The organism is Streptomyces sp. NPDC051218, from assembly GCF_044455475.1.
Taxonomy (GTDB): Bacteria; Actinomycetota; Actinomycetes; order Streptomycetales; family Streptomycetaceae; genus Streptomyces.
The window spans coordinates 1,128,348-1,145,075 of the sequence record NZ_JBITEU010000001.1 but is presented as its reverse complement, the minus strand read 5'-3'; the positions used below and the strand labels follow the sequence as shown (position 1 = coordinate 1,145,075).

At 69.1% G+C, this 16,728-nt stretch carries 13 protein-coding genes and 1 pseudogene; 3 read left to right on the top strand and 11 right to left on the bottom strand.

Features of this window, described 5'->3' with window-relative positions; all coding sequences use genetic code 11:
* Both ACIBCK_RS05130 and ACIBCK_RS05125 read right to left on the bottom strand, forming a co-directional pair.
* Complete coding sequence (locus tag ACIBCK_RS05130) at positions 1 to 258, bottom strand: hypothetical protein (protein ID WP_399386804.1); 258 nt, start codon at positions 256 to 258, stop codon at positions 1 to 3.
* Between the two features lie 184 nt (positions 259 to 442).
* Positions 443 to 808, bottom strand: a pseudogene (locus tag ACIBCK_RS05125) (DUF4429 domain-containing protein); the annotation flags it as partial.
* Positions 809 to 937: 129 nt separating this feature from the next.
* On the opposite strand from ACIBCK_RS05125, the gene ACIBCK_RS05120 reads away from it, so the two are divergent.
* The gene (locus ACIBCK_RS05120) at positions 938 to 2,560 is read left to right on the top strand and encodes a beta-N-acetylhexosaminidase (RefSeq protein ID WP_399386802.1); all 1,623 of its coding nucleotides are present in this window, start codon (positions 938 to 940) and stop codon (positions 2,558 to 2,560) included.
* Positions 2,561 to 2,631: 71 nt separating this feature from the next.
* Here ACIBCK_RS05120 and ACIBCK_RS05115 read toward each other — a convergent pair whose 3' ends face one another.
* The 9 genes from ACIBCK_RS05115 to ACIBCK_RS05075 all read right to left on the bottom strand — a co-directional run bounded on the left by ACIBCK_RS05115 (position 2,632) and on the right by ACIBCK_RS05075 (position 14,737).
* Positions 2,632 to 4,398, bottom strand: a complete 1,767-nt coding sequence (locus ACIBCK_RS05115; protein ID WP_399386800.1) for an IucA/IucC family protein — start codon at positions 4,396 to 4,398, stop codon at positions 2,632 to 2,634.
* Complete coding sequence (locus tag ACIBCK_RS05110) at positions 4,395 to 4,946, bottom strand: GNAT family N-acetyltransferase (RefSeq protein ID WP_399386798.1); 552 nt, start codon at positions 4,944 to 4,946, stop codon at positions 4,395 to 4,397. Before ACIBCK_RS05110 ends, ACIBCK_RS05115 begins: the two co-directional genes overlap by 4 nt.
* Positions 4,943 to 6,217 carry a lysine N(6)-hydroxylase/L-ornithine N(5)-oxygenase family protein gene (locus ACIBCK_RS05105; protein WP_399386796.1) on the bottom strand — a complete coding sequence of 425 codons (1,275 nt, stop codon included), beginning with the start codon at positions 6,215 to 6,217 and terminating at the stop codon, positions 4,943 to 4,945. The genes ACIBCK_RS05110 and ACIBCK_RS05105 overlap by 4 nt, the downstream gene beginning before the upstream one ends.
* A complete protein-coding gene (locus ACIBCK_RS05100) occupies positions 6,201 to 7,649 on the bottom strand; it encodes a pyridoxal phosphate-dependent decarboxylase family protein (RefSeq protein WP_399386794.1) in 1,449 nt (482 codons plus the stop codon). Before ACIBCK_RS05100 ends, ACIBCK_RS05105 begins: the two co-directional genes overlap by 17 nt.
* 165 nt (positions 7,650 to 7,814) lie before the next feature.
* A complete protein-coding gene (locus ACIBCK_RS05095; protein WP_399386792.1) occupies positions 7,815 to 8,858 on the bottom strand; it encodes an ABC transporter substrate-binding protein in 1,044 nt (347 codons plus the stop codon).
* 122 nt (positions 8,859 to 8,980) lie between these two features.
* A complete protein-coding gene (locus ACIBCK_RS05090; RefSeq protein ID WP_399386790.1) occupies positions 8,981 to 10,135 on the bottom strand; it encodes an acyl-CoA dehydrogenase family protein in 1,155 nt (384 codons plus the stop codon).
* 6 nt (positions 10,136 to 10,141) lie between these two features.
* Entirely contained in the window at positions 10,142 to 11,107 is a 966-nt protein-coding gene (locus ACIBCK_RS05085) for a hydroxymethylglutaryl-CoA lyase (protein ID WP_399386789.1), read from the bottom strand.
* The gene (locus ACIBCK_RS05080) at positions 11,104 to 13,053 is read right to left on the bottom strand and encodes a biotin carboxylase N-terminal domain-containing protein (RefSeq protein ID WP_399387257.1); all 1,950 of its coding nucleotides are present in this window, start codon (positions 13,051 to 13,053) and stop codon (positions 11,104 to 11,106) included. The genes ACIBCK_RS05085 and ACIBCK_RS05080 overlap by 4 nt, the downstream gene beginning before the upstream one ends.
* A gap of 67 nt (positions 13,054 to 13,120) precedes the next feature.
* A complete protein-coding gene (locus tag ACIBCK_RS05075) occupies positions 13,121 to 14,737 on the bottom strand; it encodes a carboxyl transferase domain-containing protein (protein WP_399386787.1) in 1,617 nt (538 codons plus the stop codon).
* Between the two features lie 87 nt (positions 14,738 to 14,824).
* Here ACIBCK_RS05075 and ACIBCK_RS05070 point away from each other — a divergent pair, with 87 nt between their 5' ends.
* Together ACIBCK_RS05070 and ACIBCK_RS05065 are read left to right on the top strand one after the other, a co-directional pair.
* Positions 14,825 to 15,415: a TetR/AcrR family transcriptional regulator gene (locus tag ACIBCK_RS05070; RefSeq protein WP_399386785.1), complete on the top strand. Its 591-nt coding sequence runs from the start codon at positions 14,825 to 14,827 to the stop codon at positions 15,413 to 15,415.
* A gap of 118 nt (positions 15,416 to 15,533) precedes the next feature.
* Positions 15,534 to 16,691 carry an acyl-CoA dehydrogenase family protein gene (locus ACIBCK_RS05065; protein WP_399386783.1) on the top strand — a complete coding sequence of 386 codons (1,158 nt, stop codon included), beginning with the start codon at positions 15,534 to 15,536 and terminating at the stop codon, positions 16,689 to 16,691.
* Positions 16,692 to 16,728 lie beyond the last annotated feature (37 nt).

Genomic DNA, 16,728 nt, shown 5'->3' with positions numbered 1-16,728 from the left:
CTAGCCGTAGATGATGCGGCGCAGCTGCCTGAGGGTGAGCTCGGGCGGCGCGACCGCGCGGTAATGGAGATCCGCCGAGATCTGTTCGAAGATCGCCGCGTTCAGCAGGCCCTGACCCTGCAGTTCGCGGTGGCGGCGACGGACGAAATCCTCGGTCGTCTCGTCGAAGTAGGCGAGCACGTCCTGGATGACACGCAGCGCTTCGCCCCGCTGGAGCGGGGTGCTGCGGGTCAGGTGATCCACCAGGTCGTCGTGCATTCGTTGATCCTGAACGAAGAGCCCTCCGGGTGCAACAATCCTGCCCGATTCCGGGCAGGATCGCGTCGAAAATCAGCCCCGATGCGGGGTGATCGGGTGGGTGGGAGGGAAGGTTCTTGGCTCACAACCAGAAACTCCGAGGGCTCCGCCAAAGCCGCCGGTTGGTCTACTTCGGCGGCGCCTAGGTCGGCGCGTGCCGGACGGTGAAGCGGAGGCAGCCGTTCTCCAGGCCCACCGCGGGCTGCCACTCCACGGCCGCGACCTCGGAGAGGGCCAGGAAGCTCGCCGTGCCGTCACCCGCCGACACCGACAGCGGCACCGAGGGGCCCGGCAGCAGATAGCTGTCGCAGGAAGCGGCGGACACCCGCAGTCTCAGCCGGCCCGACTTCTTGCCCTGTTCGAAGGCGATGCCCGCCAACGCGCCCAGCGGTACAGCCAGTTCTCCGAGCGACTTACGCAGCAGCGACACGTTCTTGTCGCGTCCCGGCACCAGGCGCAGTGTCTCTCCGTCGAAGGTCCATGTCCCGTCGCGCTGGATGATTTCCGCCATGCGAGGATTCTTCCATCGGAGGGCGGCGGAAGTGGTCTACACCCTTGACCCGCTCCGGGGCGCAAGGTACCCATGGTGACCGTTCGATTGCGATGCACCACAGTGATGGCCCGTCGAAGGGACCCGCTCGTGAGACAGCACCACAGATCGACCCGCCTGTTCGGCTCGTTGCTGCTCGTCGCCGCGGCCGGATTCTCCTCCGTGGCCGCCGCGCCCGGTGGTGGCAGCGGTGCGAAGGAGGCAGCCACGGCCACCACACCGACCCCGCTCGGCCAGGTCATCCCGGCCCCCGCGTCCACCGACCCGGGCGGCTCCCCGTACGAGATCAACTCCAAGACCCGCATCCGGGTCGACGACTCGCGTGACGCGAAGCGGATCGGCGGTTATCTGGCGGGCGTCCTGCGTCCCTCCACCGGCTACCCCCTGAAGATCACCGACGACGAGGGCCGCGACGGCATCCGGCTGCGGCTGAACTCCAAGGACAAGTCCCTCGGCAGCGAGGGCTACCGCCTGGAGTCGAAGCGCGGTTCCCTCACCATCACGGCCCGCAGGCCCGCGGGCCTCTTCTTCGGCGTCCAGACGCTGCGGCAGCAGCTGCCCGCGGCCGCCGAGAAGACGACCGAGCAGAAGGGCCGCTGGCTGGTCGCGGGCGGCACCATCAAGGACGCGCCCCGCTACGAGCACCGCGGCGCGATGCTCGACGTGTCGCGGCACTTCTTCTCGGTCGACAAGGTCAAGCGCTACATCGACCAGATGTCGCTCTACAAGGTCAACAAACTGCACCTGCACCTCAGTGACGACCAGGGCTGGCGCATCGCCATCGACTCCTGGCCCAAGCTCGCCACGTACGGCGGCTCCACGCAGGTCGGCGGCGGCAAGGGCGGCTACTACACGAAGGCCCAGTACAAGGACATCGTCCAGTACGCGGCATCGCGGCAGCTCGAAGTGATCCCCGAGATCGACATGCCGGGCCACACGAACGCCGCGCTCGCCTCGTACGCCGAGCTGAACTGCGACGGCGTCGCGCCCCCGCTCTACACCGGCACCGAGGTCGGCTTCAGCTCGCTGTGCGTCAAGAAGGACGTGACGTACGACTTCGTGGACGACGTCATCCGCGAGATCGCCGCCCTGACGCCCGGCAAGTACATCCACATCGGCGGGGACGAGGCGCACTCCACCAGTCACGAGGACTACGTGGAGTTCATGAACAAGGTCCAGCCGGTCGTCGCCAAGTACGGCAAGACCGTGGTCGGCTGGCACCAGCTCACCGGCGCCACGCCCGCCAAGGGCGCCCTCGCGCAGTACTGGGGCTACGACGCCACCGGCGCCGCCGAGCGCGAGCAGGTCGTGAACGCGGCGAAGAAGGGCACGCAGCTGGTCCTCTCGCCCGCCGACCGTTCGTACCTCGACATGAAGTACGACAAGGACACCCCGCTCGGCCTGTCCTGGGCGGGTTACGTGTCGGTGCAGCGCAGCTACGACTGGAACCCGGGCACGTATCTGGCGGGCGCGCCCGCGGACTCGATCAAGGGTGTCGAGGCGGAGCTGTGGTCGGAGACGCTCTCGACCTCCGCGCACATCGAGTACATGGCGTTCCCGCGGCTGCCCGGCATCGCCGAGCTCGGCTGGTCGCCCGCGTCGACCCACGACTGGGACACGTACAAGGAGCGGCTCGCCCAGCAGGGGCCGCGCTGGGACGCGCTCGGCATCGGCTACTTCAAGTCGCCCGAGGTGCCCTGGCCGTCGAAGTGACACCCGCCTGAGCACGAGAGTGGGGCTCCCGAGGACCGTCTCGGGAGCCCCACTCGGCTTGTGTGTCCTGCCTACGCGATCGGGTTCTTCAGCGTCCCGATCAGCTGCAGCGCACCGGCCGGATCGGCGAGGTCCACCATCTGTTCGTTGTCCCGCAGCTGGAGCCGGTTCAGGCAGGAGCGGGCGAACTCCGGGGCGAACATGTCGTACTGCTTGAATTTGTCGGCCAGTTGGGGCGTGGCCTCCTGGTAGGTCGTCACGCACTCGGCGACGGCGCCCCAGAACGTCTCCTCGTCCACCAGGCCCTCGGTGACGAGGTTCGCGGACAGGAAGCGCAGGAAGCAGTCGAAGACGTCCGTGAAGATCGACAGGAGCTTCTGGTCGTCGGGGACCTCGACCCGCAGGCGCTCCACCGCGGGCGGGAGCACCGCGTCCGGGTCCATGACCGCGATCTCCTCGGCGATGTCCTTGAAGATCGCCCGCTGTACGACGCCGTCCTTCAGGACCAGGATGACGTTCTCGCCGTGCGGCATGTAGACGAGGTCATACATGTAGAAGCTGTGCAGGAGCGGCGTCAGGTAGGCGTGCAGATAGCCGCGCAGCCACGCGGCGGGGGTGAGCCCGGAGCGCTCGATGAGGGCGCCCGCGAAGGACGCGCCCTCCAGGTCTGTGTGCAACAGCGAGGCCATGGTGGCCAGTTGCTCGCCGTCCGCCAGGGACGTGACAGGGCTCTCGCGCCACAGGGCGGCGAGCATTTTGCGGTACGGGGAGTAGCGGTCGGTGGCGGCCTCGTACTCCAGGTGGCGATAGCCGACGGCCGCGCGCTCGCGGATGATCGTCAGGCCGGTCGACTTGAGGGTCTCGTCGGTTTCGATGAGGTTCGCGAGCCAGTCGTTGATCGCCGGGGTCGCCTCCATGTATGCGGCCGAAAGCCCGCGCATGAAGCCCATGTTGATGACCGAGAGCGCCGTTTTGACGTAGTGCTTGGCCGGGTCGCTCTTGTTGAAGAAGGTGCGGATCGACTGCTGGGCGAGGTACTCGTCGTCGCCCTCGCCGAGGCACACCAGGTGCCGCTGGGCGACCTCCGCCGCGAAGGTCACGGAGAGCTTGTTCCACCACTGCCAGGGGTGGGCCGGGATCAGGAGGTAGTCCTCGGGGTCGAGGCCCTGGTCACGGAGTTTGCGGTCGAAGCGGTCCAGGGTCTCCTGGCCCAGCTCGGCGCGCAGGAACGACTCGTAGTCGATGCCGGCGCCCGCGGTGAACGCGGCCCGCTTCTTGCTCGCGGCCAGCCATACGAGCCGTACGGGGCTCGCGGTCTCGGGGGCGTACGAGAGGTACTCGTGCACGCCGAAGCCGAGCCGGCCGTTGTTGGCGACGAAGCAGGGGTGGCCCTCGGTCATGCCGGTCTCGATCTCCTGGAAGCCGGAGCGGGAGAGCTCGGCGGCCGGGATCGCGGGCTTCGTGAGTTTGTAGCAGGTGCCGGAGAGCGTGGAGGAGATCTCCTCCAGGTAGACCGGCAGGATCTCGTCGCTCAGGCCGAGGGCCGTACGCAGCTCGATGAAGAAGTCGAGGGCGTTCAGCGGGAGTTCGGTGCCGTCGCGGTGCCGGGAGATCGAGTCGGCGTCGACCTGCCAGTGGTCGAGCCGCAGCCGCTTGGCGGTGAAGCGGTAGCGGGTCAGGGCGTCGTCGCTGCGGATGACGTATTTGTCGTCGCCCAGGGGCTCGGGTGTGAAGAGCCGCTCGTGCGCGAACTCGGCGATGGCTTTGCGGATGAGGAGGCGGTTGGCCTGCTCCCAGCGCTCGGGGGAGAGGTGCGCCGTGGCGTCGGACAGGGTCATATCGCCAATTCCCTTTCGCGTACTGCGTGTTCGAACTGCTCGCGGGTGCAGAAGCTCAGCAGAGCTTTCTTCTCCGGCTTCTGGATGACCTCGGCCGGCCGGAACCCGACGGCTTCGTTGAGGGCGTGCACGGCCGTGTTGTCGACGTCGGGCTCGACCACGACGCGCCGGGTCGCCGGGTCGGCGAAGAGCGTCCGCATGACCTCGGTGATCACGTCACGGGTGAAGCCGGGGATGCGGACGTCGGACGGCGCGGTGAGGAAGTGCATGCCGACGTCGCCGGGCTGCGGCTCGTAGAGGCCGACGAGCTCGACGTAACGGGGGTCGTAGCGCTCCATCAGGAAGGCGGGAACGCCTTTGTGCAGGCCGATGAACGCGTCGTGGTGCTCGTGGGCGGCGATCGCCATGTACTCGCGCTCGACGTCCGGCAGCGTCGCGTCCTGCATCATCCAGAACGAGGCCTTGGGGTGGGTGACCCAGCCGTGCAGGAGCTCGGCGTCCTTCAGGGGGTCGAGGGGGCGCAGGGTCAGCGCTGTTGTGGTGCTCATACGGCGAACTCCTGGTACGCGATGGACTTCTCGACGGGGTAGTACTCGGAGCCGAGCAGCTCACCGATGATGTACGCGTTGCGGTAGGGGCCCATGCCCAGGTCGGGGCTGGTCAGCGAGTGGGTGTGCACGGCGCCGTTCTGCAGGAAGATGCCGCGCCCCGTGGTGTCGATCGAGTAGTTGCGGGCGACCTGGAAGCGGCCGCGGCCGTCCCAGCAGAGCCTGCCGCGGACGGGCTCCAGGAAGTCGGGCGTGACGTACTGGTAGCCGGTGGCCAGGATCAGGCCCTCGGACTCCAGCTCGAAGTCCTTGCCCTGCTCGTCCTGGTGGAGACCGAGGGTGTACGTGCCGTTCTCGTGACGGGCGCTCTGCAGCGAGGAGTTGGTGAGCAGACGCGTCGGGACCGGACCGCCGATGTTCTTCTGGTAGAGCAGATCGAAGATGTCGTTGATCAGGTCGCCGTCGATGCCCTTGAAGAGCGTCTTCTGCTGATCCTGGAGGCGGTAGCGGGTCGCCTCCGGCAGCGCGTGGAAGTAGTCGACGTACTCCGGAGAGGTCATCTCCAGCGTCAGCTTCGTGTACTCCAGCGGGAAGAAGCGCGGGGAGCGCGTGACCCAGTTGAGCTGGTAGCCGTGGACGTCGATCTCGCTCAGCAGGTCCTGGTAGATCTCGGCGGCGGACTGGCCGCTGCCGACGAGCGTGATCGACTTCTTGCGCTGGAGCTCCGCCTTGCTCTGCAGATAGCGGGAGTTGTGGATGAAGTCCCCGCCGAGGCCCGCGCAGGACTCGGGGATGTGCGGCGGTGTGCCGGTGCCGAGGACGAGGTGCCGGGCGCGGATGGCGTCGCCGGTGGAGGTGTGCACGACGTAGAGATCATTCTCGTACGTCACCTCGGTCACCGTCGTGCTGAAGCGGACCGAGGAGAGCTTCGCGGCGGCCCAGCGGCAGTAGTCGTTGTACTCGGTGCGCAGGGGATAGAAGTTCTCGCGGATGTAGAACGAGTACAACCGTCCCGATTCCTTCAGGTAGTTGAGGAAGGAGTAGGGGGACGTCGGGTCCGCGAGGGTGACGAGGTCCGACATGAACGGGGTCTGGAGGTGAGCGCCCTCCAGGAACATGCCCGAGTGCCACTCGAAGTCCGGCTTGGACTCCAGGAAGAGGCCGTTCAGCTCGTCGATGGGTTCGGTCAGGCAGGCGAGGCCGAGGTTGAAGGGACCAAGGCCGATGCCGACGAAGTCCAGTGGTTCTCGGTCATCAGGAAGCGCGGTCAAGGGTCTCTCCCAGGTACTGCTCGGCGTGGCCGGCGATCAGATCGAGGACGGCCGTGATGTCGGCGACCGTGGTCTCGGGGTTGAGCAGGGTGAACTTCAGGTACTGGCGCTCGCCGACCTTGGTGCCCGCGACGACGGCGTCACCGGAGGCGAACAGGGCCTTGCGGGCGTACAGGTTGGCGCGGTCGATGGCGGAGGGGTCGCAGATCGACTCGGGGATGTAGCGGAAGACGAGCGTGGAGAGCTGGGGCTCCACGACGACGTCGTAGCGGGGGTCGGCGGCGATCAGCTCCCAGCCCTCGCCCGCCAGGTCGCAGACGGAGTCGAAGAGCTCGCCGATGGCGTCGGCGCCCATCACGCGCAGGGTCATCCACAGCTTCAGCGCGTCGAAGCGGCGCGTGGTCTGCAGGGACTTGTCGACCTGGTTGGGGATGCGCTCCTGCACCATGCGGCGCGGGTTGAGGTACTCCGCGTGGTACGTCGCGTGGCTCAGCGTGGACCGGTCCCGCACCAGGACGGCGGAGGAACTCACCGGCTGGAAGAAGGACTTGTGGTAGTCGACGGTCACCGAGTCGGCGCGGTCGATGCCGTCGATGCGGTGCCGGTTCTTGCGCGAGGCGAGCAGCCCGCAGCCGTACGCCGCGTCGACGTGCATCCAGGTGGTGAACTGCTCGCAGAGTTCGGCGATCTCGGGGAGCGGGTCGATGGAGCCGAAGTCGGTGGTGCCCGCGGTGGCCACGACCGCCATGGGGGTGAGGCCGTTGTCGCGGCAGCGCTCCAGTTCGCGGGCGAGTGCCACGGTCTGCATGCGCTTGTTGTGATCGGTGGGGATGACGATCACGGCGTCCTCGCCGAGACCGAGCAGCGTCGCGGCCTTCTGGATGCTGAAGTGGCCGACCTCGGAGGCGAAGATGCGCAGCTCGGTGGCGGGCTTTCCGGCTTTGGCGGCCTCTTCGCGGGCGAGCAGCATGGCCTGGAGGTTGGACTGCGAGCCGCCGCTCGTGAACACGCCGTCGGCGGCCGGGCCGAGCCCGATGCGTTCGGCGGTCCAGTCGACGAGGCGGCGCTCGATCAGTGTGCCGCCCGCGGACTGATCCCACGTGTCGAGGGAAGAGTTGATGGCGGACAGCACCGCCTCGCCGAGCACGGCCGGTATGACGACCGGGCAGTTGAGGTGCGCGAGGTAGCGGGGGTGGTGGAAGTACACGGCGTCGCGCAGGTAGAGCTCGTCGAGCTCGTCCAGGGCGGCGATGGTGTCGTGCAGGGGCTCGTCCAGGTCGACGGCCTCGATGCGGGGCGCGAGATCGTCGACGGAGACGCCGGTAAAGGGGCGTGAGGTGGTGGCGATTCTGGCCGCCACCCGCTCGACTCCTTCGGTCACGGAGCTGCGGTAACGCTCCGCGGTGGTGTCGTTGAGCAGGTGCGAGCGCATGAACTTCCTCTGGGTGAGGGGACTTGGGGGAAGTGAGGTAAGCCTAACCTAACTACCCCCGTGGTTAAACCCAGGGGGTCCCTGTGGTCACGAAGAGGCAGGAAAACGGAACAGCCCTCTCCGAAATGCGGAGAGGGCTGTGCTCGGGCGCAAGGGGGGCAGGTGTCAGCTGACCTTCTTGGCCTTCTCGATCGCGTCGGCGAGGTCCTCGAGGATCGGGGCGCACTTGTCGTACGAGTAAATGGGCTCGGTGACACGGGGGATGACCTGCCCGGCCTTGACCGCGGGCAGCTTCGCCCAGGTCGGCTTGGACTTGTCCAGGGCGTCGGGCTGCAGGGCGGAGGTGCGGTTGTCCATCATGATGACGTCCGCGCCGTGCTTGTTGACGTTCTCCCAGCTCAGGTTCTCGAACCAGCCGCCGCTCTCCTTCTTGGCGGCCTCGGAGGGTTCCACGAAGTTCACGCCGAGGGACTTGAAGTACTCCAGGTCGGCGGAGAGGTTCGTGCCGGAGACGTAGAAGATGTCCTGGCTGGCCGAGCCGACCATGACCTTGATGTCCTTGTTCGCCTTGGCGACCTTGCGCAGCCGCTCGGCGGCCGCCTCGAAGCGCTTCTTCGCCTTGACGACCTTCTCGGCCTTCACGTCCGCGCCGAGCGACTCGGCGAGCGAGAGAAGGCGCTGGAGGGGCTGGGTCATCTGGCGGTCGTAGACGGAGACGCCGACGCTCGGGGCGAGCTTGAGGATCTTGTCCTTGCTCTCCTCCGGCACGTACCAAAGGGTGCCCGCGTCGTCGAACATCGTGGAGACGAGGAGGTCGGGGGCGAGGCCCGCGTACTTCTCGATGTTGAACTGACCCCATTCGTTGCCGATGACCGTCAGCTTGCTGATGTCCATGTCGCCGGCCTGGACGTCCGCCTTGCCGTCCTTGGTCTTCGTCGGGCCGAAGACGCCCTTGACCTCGACGCCGTAGTCGAAGAGGGCCGCGGCGACGCCGGTGAAGGCGACGATGCTCTTCGGCGTGCCCTTGGCCTGGGCGGTCTTGCCGCGGTCGTCCTTGAAGCTCCAGGGGCCGGAGTCGCCGGCGTCCGCCTTGCCCGAGCCGCTCTTCTTCTCGTCACCGCAGGCTGCCAGCAGGGCCGTGAGGCCGAGGGCGCCACCGGCGGCGAGGATGCCGCGGCGGGAGGGCTGAGGGAAGCGGGCGTGGGACATATGTGGGTCTCTGCTTTCGTGAGGACGGCGGCGGGGCCACTGGCCGGAACTAGCGCTTAGGTTAACCTAACCTAATCTGATGTCCAGCGGCCCCTGCGGGCGCCTTCCCCACCGCAGGGTGGTTATCCCGCGAATCCCAGCTCCCTGGCGATCAGCATGCGCTGCACCTCGCTGGTGCCCTCGCCGATCTCCAGGATCTTGGAGTCCCGCCACATCCGGGCCACGGGGTATTCGTTCATGAAGCCGTACCCGCCGTGGATCTGGGTGGCCTCGCGCGCGTTGTCGACGGCGACCGTGGAGGAGTAGAGCTTCGCGATCGCCGCCTCCTTCTTGAAGGACTCACCGCCGACCAGGCGTGACGCCGCGTCCCGCCAGCCGACCCGCGCCATGTGCGCCCGCGTCTCCATGTCGGCGATCTTGAACTGGATCGCTTGGTTCGCCCCGATCGGCTTCCCGAACGCGTGCCGCTCCTTGGCGTACTTCACGGACTCGTCGACGCAGCCCTGTGCGAGGCCCGTCGCGAGCGCGGAGATCGCGACCCGGCCCTCGTCGAGAATGCGCAGGAACTGGGCGTAGCCGCGGCCCTCTTCGCCGAGGAGGTTCGCCGCCGGGACCCGCACGTCCGCGAAGGACAGCTCGCGGGTGTCCGAGGCGTTCCAGCCGACCTTCGAGTACGGCGCCGCGACCGTGAACCCGGGCGTCCCGGACGGCACGATGATCGAGGAGATGAGCGGACGGCCGTCCGCCTTGCGGCCGGTGACGGCGGTGACCGTGACCAGACCCGTGATGTCCGTGCCGGAGTTGGTGATGAAGCACTTGGAGCCGTTGATCACCCACTTGTCGCCGTCCCGCACCGCGGTCGTGCGGGTACCGCCCGCGTCCGAGCCGCCGTCCGGCTCGGTCAGGCCGAAGGCGCCCAGGAGTTCACCGGAGCAGAGCCGGGGCAGCCACTCCCGCTTCTGCTCGTCCGTACCGAAGAGGTGGATCGGCATCGCGCCGAGTGAGACGCCCGCCTCCAGGGTGATCGCCACGGAGGAGTCGACGCGCGCCAGCTCTTCGAGGGCGATGCCGAGGGCGAGATAGTCGCCGCCCATGCCGCCGTACTCCTCGGGGAAGGGCAGGCCGAACAGGCCCATGCGGCCCATCTCGCGGACGATCTCGTACGGGAACTCGTGGCGCTCGTACAGGTCACCGATCTTCGGGGCGACGACCTCGTGCGCGAACTCCTCGACGGTGCGGCGGAGTTCCTCGTGCTCGGGGGACAGACGGTGGTCCATCGTTCTTCACTGCTCCTGGTGGGAGGTGCCGCTCAGGGCACGGACGGTGCGGGACGGGCTGGGTCGGCCCAGTTGTTCGGCCATCCACGCGCTGGTGGCGGTGAGCTTGCCGAGATCGACGCCGGTCTCGATGCCGAGGCCGTCGAGCATCCATACGAGGTCTTCGGTGGCGAGATTGCCGGTGGCGCTCTTCGCGTACGGACAGCCGCCGAGGCCACCCGCCGACGCGTCGACCGTGCGCACGCCGTGCTGCAGGGCGGCGAGGGTGTTGGCGAGCGCCTGGCCGTACGTGTCGTGGAAGTGCACGCCGATGCGGTCCGTCGGCACGCCCTGCTCGTTCAACTCGGCGAGCAGCGCCAGGACATGGCCCGGGGTGGCCACCCCGATGGTGTCGCCGAGGCTCAGCTCGTCGCAGCCCATGTCCAGGAGCGCCTTCGCGGTCCGCACGACCTGGGCGATGGGCACCGGGCCCTCCCACGGGTCGCCGAAGCACATGGAGAGGTAGCCCCGCACCTGCGCGCCGTGCTCGCGGGCGCGGGTCACGACCGGCTCCGACATGGCGAGCGCCTCGGCCATCGTGCGGTTGAGGTTGGCCTTGGCGAACGACTCCGTGGCGCTGACGAAGACGGCGACGCCGCGCGCGCCGAGCGCCAGGGCGCGGTCCAGGCCCCGGTCGTTCGGCACCAGGACGGGGAGCTTGACTCCGCCGTCCTGTGCGAGGTCCCGCACGAGCGGGAACAGCTGCTCGGAGTCGGCCAGTTGGGGCACCCACTTGGGGTGCACGAAGCTGGTCGCCTCGACGGTCGTGAGGCCCGCGGCGGCGAGGCGGCGGATGAACTCCGCCTTGATCTCCGTGGGGACGAGCGCCTTCTCGTTCTGCAGGCCGTCCCGGGCACCGACCTCGTGGATACGGACGCGGGGCGGCAGGCCTTGGGCGGGCACAGCCATGGGGAGCGGGCCGTGGGGCGTCATTTCTCCTCCTGCGGGGCCTCGGGGTCGGGGATCACCACGGCGAGGATCTGGTCCATGGCGACCGTCGCGCCCGGTGTGACGTCGAGTTCGCTGACGGTGCCCGCGTGCGGGGCGGAGATGACGTGCTCCATCTTCATGGCCTCCACCACCAGGAGGCTCTGTCCCTGGGCCACCCGGTCGCCGGTGGCCACCTTGACGACCGTGACCGTGCCGGGCATGGGGGCGGCGAGGGCGTCGGCCCCGCTGTGGGCGGCGCCGGTCAGGCCGGCCTCCACGGGGTCGTGGTCCTGGACGTGCCAGGCGTCGCCGTCCCGGCCGAGCCAGTCGGCGGCGCGGTGGAAGGTGTGGGCGACCCCGTCCACGTGCACTGTGACGCGGCCGGGCTCCACCGTGCGCGGCCCGGCGCCCGCGACGTGCGCGACAGGCTCCTGGCCCGGTACGCGGAGGTGGTGTGTCAGCGGGGCCGGGGTGCCGCCGATGCGCCAGCCGCCCGGCACCGAGAACGGGTCCCGCCAGCCGTCGCCGGTGGGTTCGAGGGCGGTGGTGCGGATGGCCGCCGCGGCCTCGTACACCTCGTCGGGGACGCCCTTGGGGACCAGGTCCTCGGCCTCGCGCTCCACGAGCCCGGTGTCCAGGTCGCCTGCCACCACCGCCGGATGGGCGAGCAGCCGCCGCAGGAAGCCCGCGTTGGTCGGCACCCCCAGCGTGACCGTCTCCGCGAGGGCGGCGCGCAGCTTGCGCAGGGCCGTGGGGCGGTCGGGACCGTACGCGATGACCTTCGACAGCATCGGGTCGTACAGACTCCCGACCTCCGTGCCCTCGCTCAGGCCCGAGTCGGTCCGCACCCCGTCGCCCTGCGGCTCGTGCAGGGCGAGGACCGTGCCGCCGGACGGCAGGAAGCCGCGGGAAGGGTCCTCGGCGCAGACGCGGGCCTCGATCGCGTGGCCCGTGAGCGCGATGTCCCGCTGCCCGTAAGGGAGTTCCTCGCCGGCGGCGACCCGCAGCTGCCACTCCACCAGGTCGAGGCCGGTGATGAGCTCCGTCACCGGATGCTCCACCTGGAGGCGGGTGTTCATCTCCATGAAGTAGTACGACGCGGGGTCCTTGCCCGGCACGATGAACTCCACCGTGCCCGCCCCCGCATACCCGCAGGAGCGCGCCGCCTGGACCGCGGCCTCGCCCATCGACGCGCGCGTGGCCTCGTCGAGCAGGACGCTGGGTGCTTCCTCGATGATCTTCTGGTGGCGCCGCTGGAGCGAGCACTCGCGCTCCCCGAGGTGGATCACGTTCCCGTGGCCGTCCGCGAGGACCTGGATCTCGATGTGCCGGGGGCGGTCGATCCACCGCTCCACGAGCAGCGTGTCGTCACCGAAGGAGGACCGCGCCTCGCGCCGCGCGGCGGCGATCTCGTCCGCGAGCAGGGCGGCGTCCCGCACGAGCCGCATGCCCTTGCCGCCGCCGCCCGCCGACGGCTTGAGCAGCACCGGCATGCCGATCTCCCGCGCGGAGTCGGCCAGTTGGGCGTCGGTCAGGCCGCTGCCCGATGAGCCGGGGACCACCGGGACCCCGGCCGCCTTCACCGTCTCCTTGGCGCGGATCTTGTCGCCCATCAGGTCGATCGCCGATGCGGGCGGCCCGATGAAGACCAGGCCGGCGTCCGCGCAGGCCTGCGCGAACTCGGCGTTCTCCGCGAGGAAGCCGTACCCCGGGTGGACCGCCTGGGCGCCGCTGCGGGCCGCCGCCTCCAGGAGCCGCTCGGCCGAGAGATAGCTCTCGGCGGCCGGAGCCGGGCCCAGGCGCACGGCCGTGTCGGCCTCCCGCACATGCCGGGCGCCGGCGTCCGCGTCGCTGAACACGGCGACCGAGCGCACGCCGAGCGCCCGCAGCGTACGGATCACGCGGACCGCGATCTCGCCCCTGTTCGCGACCAGAACCGTGTCGAACATCGTCCCTCTCCCCGGGGTGGTCCCTTGCTGGAAGCCGCTCAGCTGGAAGTCGCTCATCGTCCGCCCCTCACATCCGGAAGACGCCGAAGCCGGGCTCGCCCAGCGGGGCCTCGGCGCAGGCGGTCAGGGCGAGGCCGAGGACGTGCCGGGTCTCCATCGGGTCGATCACGCCGTCGTCCCACAGTCGGGCCGTGGCGTAATACGCGTTGCCCTGCTCCTCGTACTGGGCGCGGACCGGGTCCTTGAAGGCTTCCTCGTCCTGCGCCGACCACTCCTCGCCGCGCGCCTCCAACTGGTCACGCTTGACCGTCGCGAGGACCGAGGCGGCCTGCTCGCCGCCCATGACGGAGATCTTGGCGTTCGGCCACATCCACAGGAAGCGGGGGGAGTAGGCACGGCCGCACATCGAGTAGTTCCCCGCGCCGTACGACCCGCCGACCACGACCGTCAGCTTCGGCACGCGCGTGCAGGCCACCGCCGTCACCATCTTGGCGCCGTGCTTGGCGATGCCACCCGCCTCGTAGTCCCGGCCGACCATGAAGCCGGAGATGTTCTGCAGGAAGACCAGGGGGATGCCGCGCTGGTCGCACAGCTCGATGAAGTGGGCGCCCTTCTGGGCGGACTCGGAGAACAGGATGCCGTTGTTGGCGATGATGCCGACCGGGTGGCCGTGGATGTGGGCGAAGCCGGTCGCCAGCGTCTGGCCGTACTCCGCCTTGAACTCGGCGAAGCGCGAGCCGTCGACCACCCGCGCGATGACCTCACGGACGTCATAGGGGGTGCGCGAATCCGTCGGCACCGCCCCATAGAGCCCGAGCGGGTCGACCTTGGGCTCCTCGACCGTCCGGACGGACCAGGGGAGTTCACCGCGCTCGGGGAGCGTGGAGACGATCGTGCGCACGATCCGCAGCGCGTGCGCGTCGTCCTCCGCGAGGTGGTCGGTGACCCCGGAGACCCGGGAGTGGACCTCGCCGCCGCCCAGCTCCTCGGCCGTCACGACCTCGCCGGTCGCCGCCTTCACCAGGGGCGGGCCGCCGAGGAAGATCGTGCCCTGATTGCGGACGATCACCGCTTCGTCGCTCATCGCGGGGACATACGCCCCGCCCGCTGTGCACGAGCCGAGCACGGCCGCGATCTGCGGGACGCCCGCGCCCGACATCCGCGCCTGGTTGTAGAAGATCCGCCCGAAGTGCTCGCGGTCCGGGAAGACGTCGTCCTGCATGGGCAGGAAGGCGCCGCCCGAGTCCACCAGATACAGACAGGGGAGGCGGTTCTCCAGCGCGACCTCCTGGGCGCGCAGATGCTTCTTCACCGTCATGGGGTAATACGTGCCGCCCTTGACGGTGGCGTCATTGGCGACGATCACGCAGGTGCGCCCGGAGACCCGGCCGATACCGGCGATGACACCGGCGGCGGGGGCGTCCCCGCCGTACAGACCGTCGGCCGCGAGCGGTGCCAGCTCCAGGAAGGGCGAGCCGGGGTCGAGCAGGGCGTCCACGCGGTCGCGGGGCAGCAGCTTGCCGCGCGCGACATGGCGGGCGCGGGCCCGCTCGCCGCCGCCGAGCCTGGCCGCCGCGAGCTTGGCCCGCAGGTCGTCGACGAGGGCGGTGTGCGCCGCCTCGTTCGTCCGCCATGCCTCGGACGCGGGATCAGCCGCGCTCGTCAGCACCGGTGCCTGCAGCATCAGTCGAGCCCCCTTGCTCGGTTAATGAGCGTTAACGCGTTTCCCTCAGGTTAACGAGCGCTAACCGCCCTGTCTAGAATTGATTCCATGGCCACCAGAACCGACGCCCCCACCCGACGCGAGCAGATCCTGAGGGAAGCCGCGCGGCTCTTCGCCGAGCGCGGCTTCCATGGAGTCGGAGTGGACGAGATAGGGGCTGCCGTCGGCATCAGCGGGCCCGGTCTCTACCGCCACTTCGCGGGCAAGGACGCGATGCTCGCCGAACTGCTCGTCGGCATCAGCGGTCAGCTCCTGACCGGTGGCAAGCGGTGTGTGGCCGAGGCGGACGGGTCGCCGGAGCGGGTGCTCGACGCGCTCATCGAGGGGCACATCGACTTCGCGCTGGACGACCGCTCCCTGATCACCCTGCACGACCGCGAGCTCGACCGCCTGCGGGACACCGACCGCAAGCTGGTCCGCCAGCTCCAGCGCCAGTACGTGGAGATCTGGGTCGACGTCGTGCGCAAGGTCTATCCGGACCTCGCCGAGAACGCGGCCCGCGTCTGTGTGCACGCGGTCTTCGGCCTGCTCAACTCCACGCCGCACCTGAGCCGGCGCGACGCGCTGCCCAGTCGCACGGCCATGGCGGAGCTGCTGCACGGCCTCGCGCGCGGGGCGTTCGCGGCGGCGGTGGCGTGACGGGAGCGACAGGGCTTCTCTCTGGACGGCCCAGTGACCGGCGGGTAACGTTGATCTGAGCAAGCGCTTAGTCGCCTTGCGTCCAGCCGAGCCAGGTGCCGTATCGAAGGAGCTCCCCGTGCGCCGTACCGTTTTCAATGAGGACCACGAGGCGTTCCGGGAGACCCTGCGCGCCTTCATCGAGGCCGAGGTCGTCCCGGTCCACGAGGAGTGGTTCGCCGCGGGTCAGGTGCCGCGCGAGTTCTACTACAAGCTCGCCGAGCTCGGTCTCTTCGGTATCAGCGTCCCCGAGGAGTTCGGCGGCGCGGGCATCGAGTCGCACAAGTTCGAGGCCATCCAGTACGAGGAGACGGCCCGCGCGGGCGTCAGCTTCGGCGGCTCCGGTGTGCACGTGCTGCTCGCCCTGCCGTACATCAAGGCGCTCGGCACCGACGAGCAGAAGAAGCGCTACCTCGAGAAGTTCGTCTCCGCCGAGGAGATGTGGGCGCTGGCGATGACGGAGCCGGGCACCGGCTCCGACCTCGCGGGCATGAAGACCACCGCCAAGCTCTCCGAGGACGGCACGCACTACGTCCTCAACGGCTCCAAGACCTTCATCACCGGCGGCGTGCACGCCGACCGCGTGATCGTCTGCGCCCGTACGTCCGCGCCCACCGCCGATGACCGCCGCTTCGGCATCTCCCTCTTCGCCGTCGACACCAAGTCCGAGGGCTACTCCATCGGCCGCAAGCTCGACAAGCTCGGCCTGAAGACCTCCGACACCGCCGAGCTCGCGTTCGTCGACGTCAAGGTGCCCGTCGAGGACCTTCTCGGCGAGGAGAACAAGGGCTTCTACTACCTCGGAAGCAACCTCCCCTCCGAGCGCTGGGGCATCGCCTACGGCGCGTACGCGCAGGCCAAGGCCGCCGTCCGGTTCGCCAAGGAGTACGTGCAGGACCGCACCGTCTTCGGCAAGACGGTCGCCTCCTTCCAGAACACCAAGTTCGAGCTGGCCGCCTGCCAGGCCGAGGTGGACGCCGCCGAGGCCGTCGCCGACCGCGCCCTGGAGGCCCTGGACGCGGGCGAGCTGACCGCCGCCGAGGCCGCGTCCGCGAAGCTGTTCAACACCGAGGTCGCGCACCGCGTCATCGACAAGTGCCTCCAGCTGCACGGTGGCTACGGCTTCATGAACGAGTACCCCATCGCCCGCCTGTACGCGGACAACCGCGTCAACCGCATCTACGGCGGCACCAGCGAGGTCATGAAGATGATCATCGCCAAGAACATGGGTCTGTAGAGACCGCCCTCCGAAAACCGCCCTGTAGAACTGCATT

Bases quoted from the DNA above. Each gene is read 5' to 3' on its own strand.
- ACIBCK_RS05095 (WP_399386792.1), bottom strand. From the start codon at position 8,858: ATGTCCCACGCCCGCTTCCCTCAGCCCTCCCGCCGCGGCATCCTCGCC.
- ACIBCK_RS05090 (WP_399386790.1), bottom strand. From the start codon at position 10,135: ATGGACCACCGTCTGTCCCCCGAGCACGAGGAACTCCGCCGCACCGTC.
- ACIBCK_RS05110 (WP_399386798.1), bottom strand. From the start codon at position 4,946: ATGAGCACCACAACAGCGCTGACCCTGCGCCCCCTCGACCCCCTGAAG.
- ACIBCK_RS05130 (WP_399386804.1), bottom strand. From the start codon at position 258: ATGCACGACGACCTGGTGGATCACCTGACCCGCAGCACCCCGCTCCAG.
- ACIBCK_RS05085 (WP_399386789.1), bottom strand. From the start codon at position 11,107: ATGACGCCCCACGGCCCGCTCCCCATGGCTGTGCCCGCCCAAGGCCTG.
- ACIBCK_RS05070 (WP_399386785.1), top strand. From the start codon at position 14,825: ATGGCCACCAGAACCGACGCCCCCACCCGACGCGAGCAGATCCTGAGG.
- ACIBCK_RS05075 (WP_399386787.1), bottom strand. From the start codon at position 14,737: ATGCTGCAGGCACCGGTGCTGACGAGCGCGGCTGATCCCGCGTCCGAG.
- ACIBCK_RS05115 (WP_399386800.1), bottom strand. From the start codon at position 4,398: ATGACCCTGTCCGACGCCACGGCGCACCTCTCCCCCGAGCGCTGGGAG.
- ACIBCK_RS05080 (WP_399387257.1), bottom strand. From the start codon at position 13,053: ATGTTCGACACGGTTCTGGTCGCGAACAGGGGCGAGATCGCGGTCCGC.
- ACIBCK_RS05100 (WP_399386794.1), bottom strand. From the start codon at position 7,649: ATGCGCTCGCACCTGCTCAACGACACCACCGCGGAGCGTTACCGCAGC.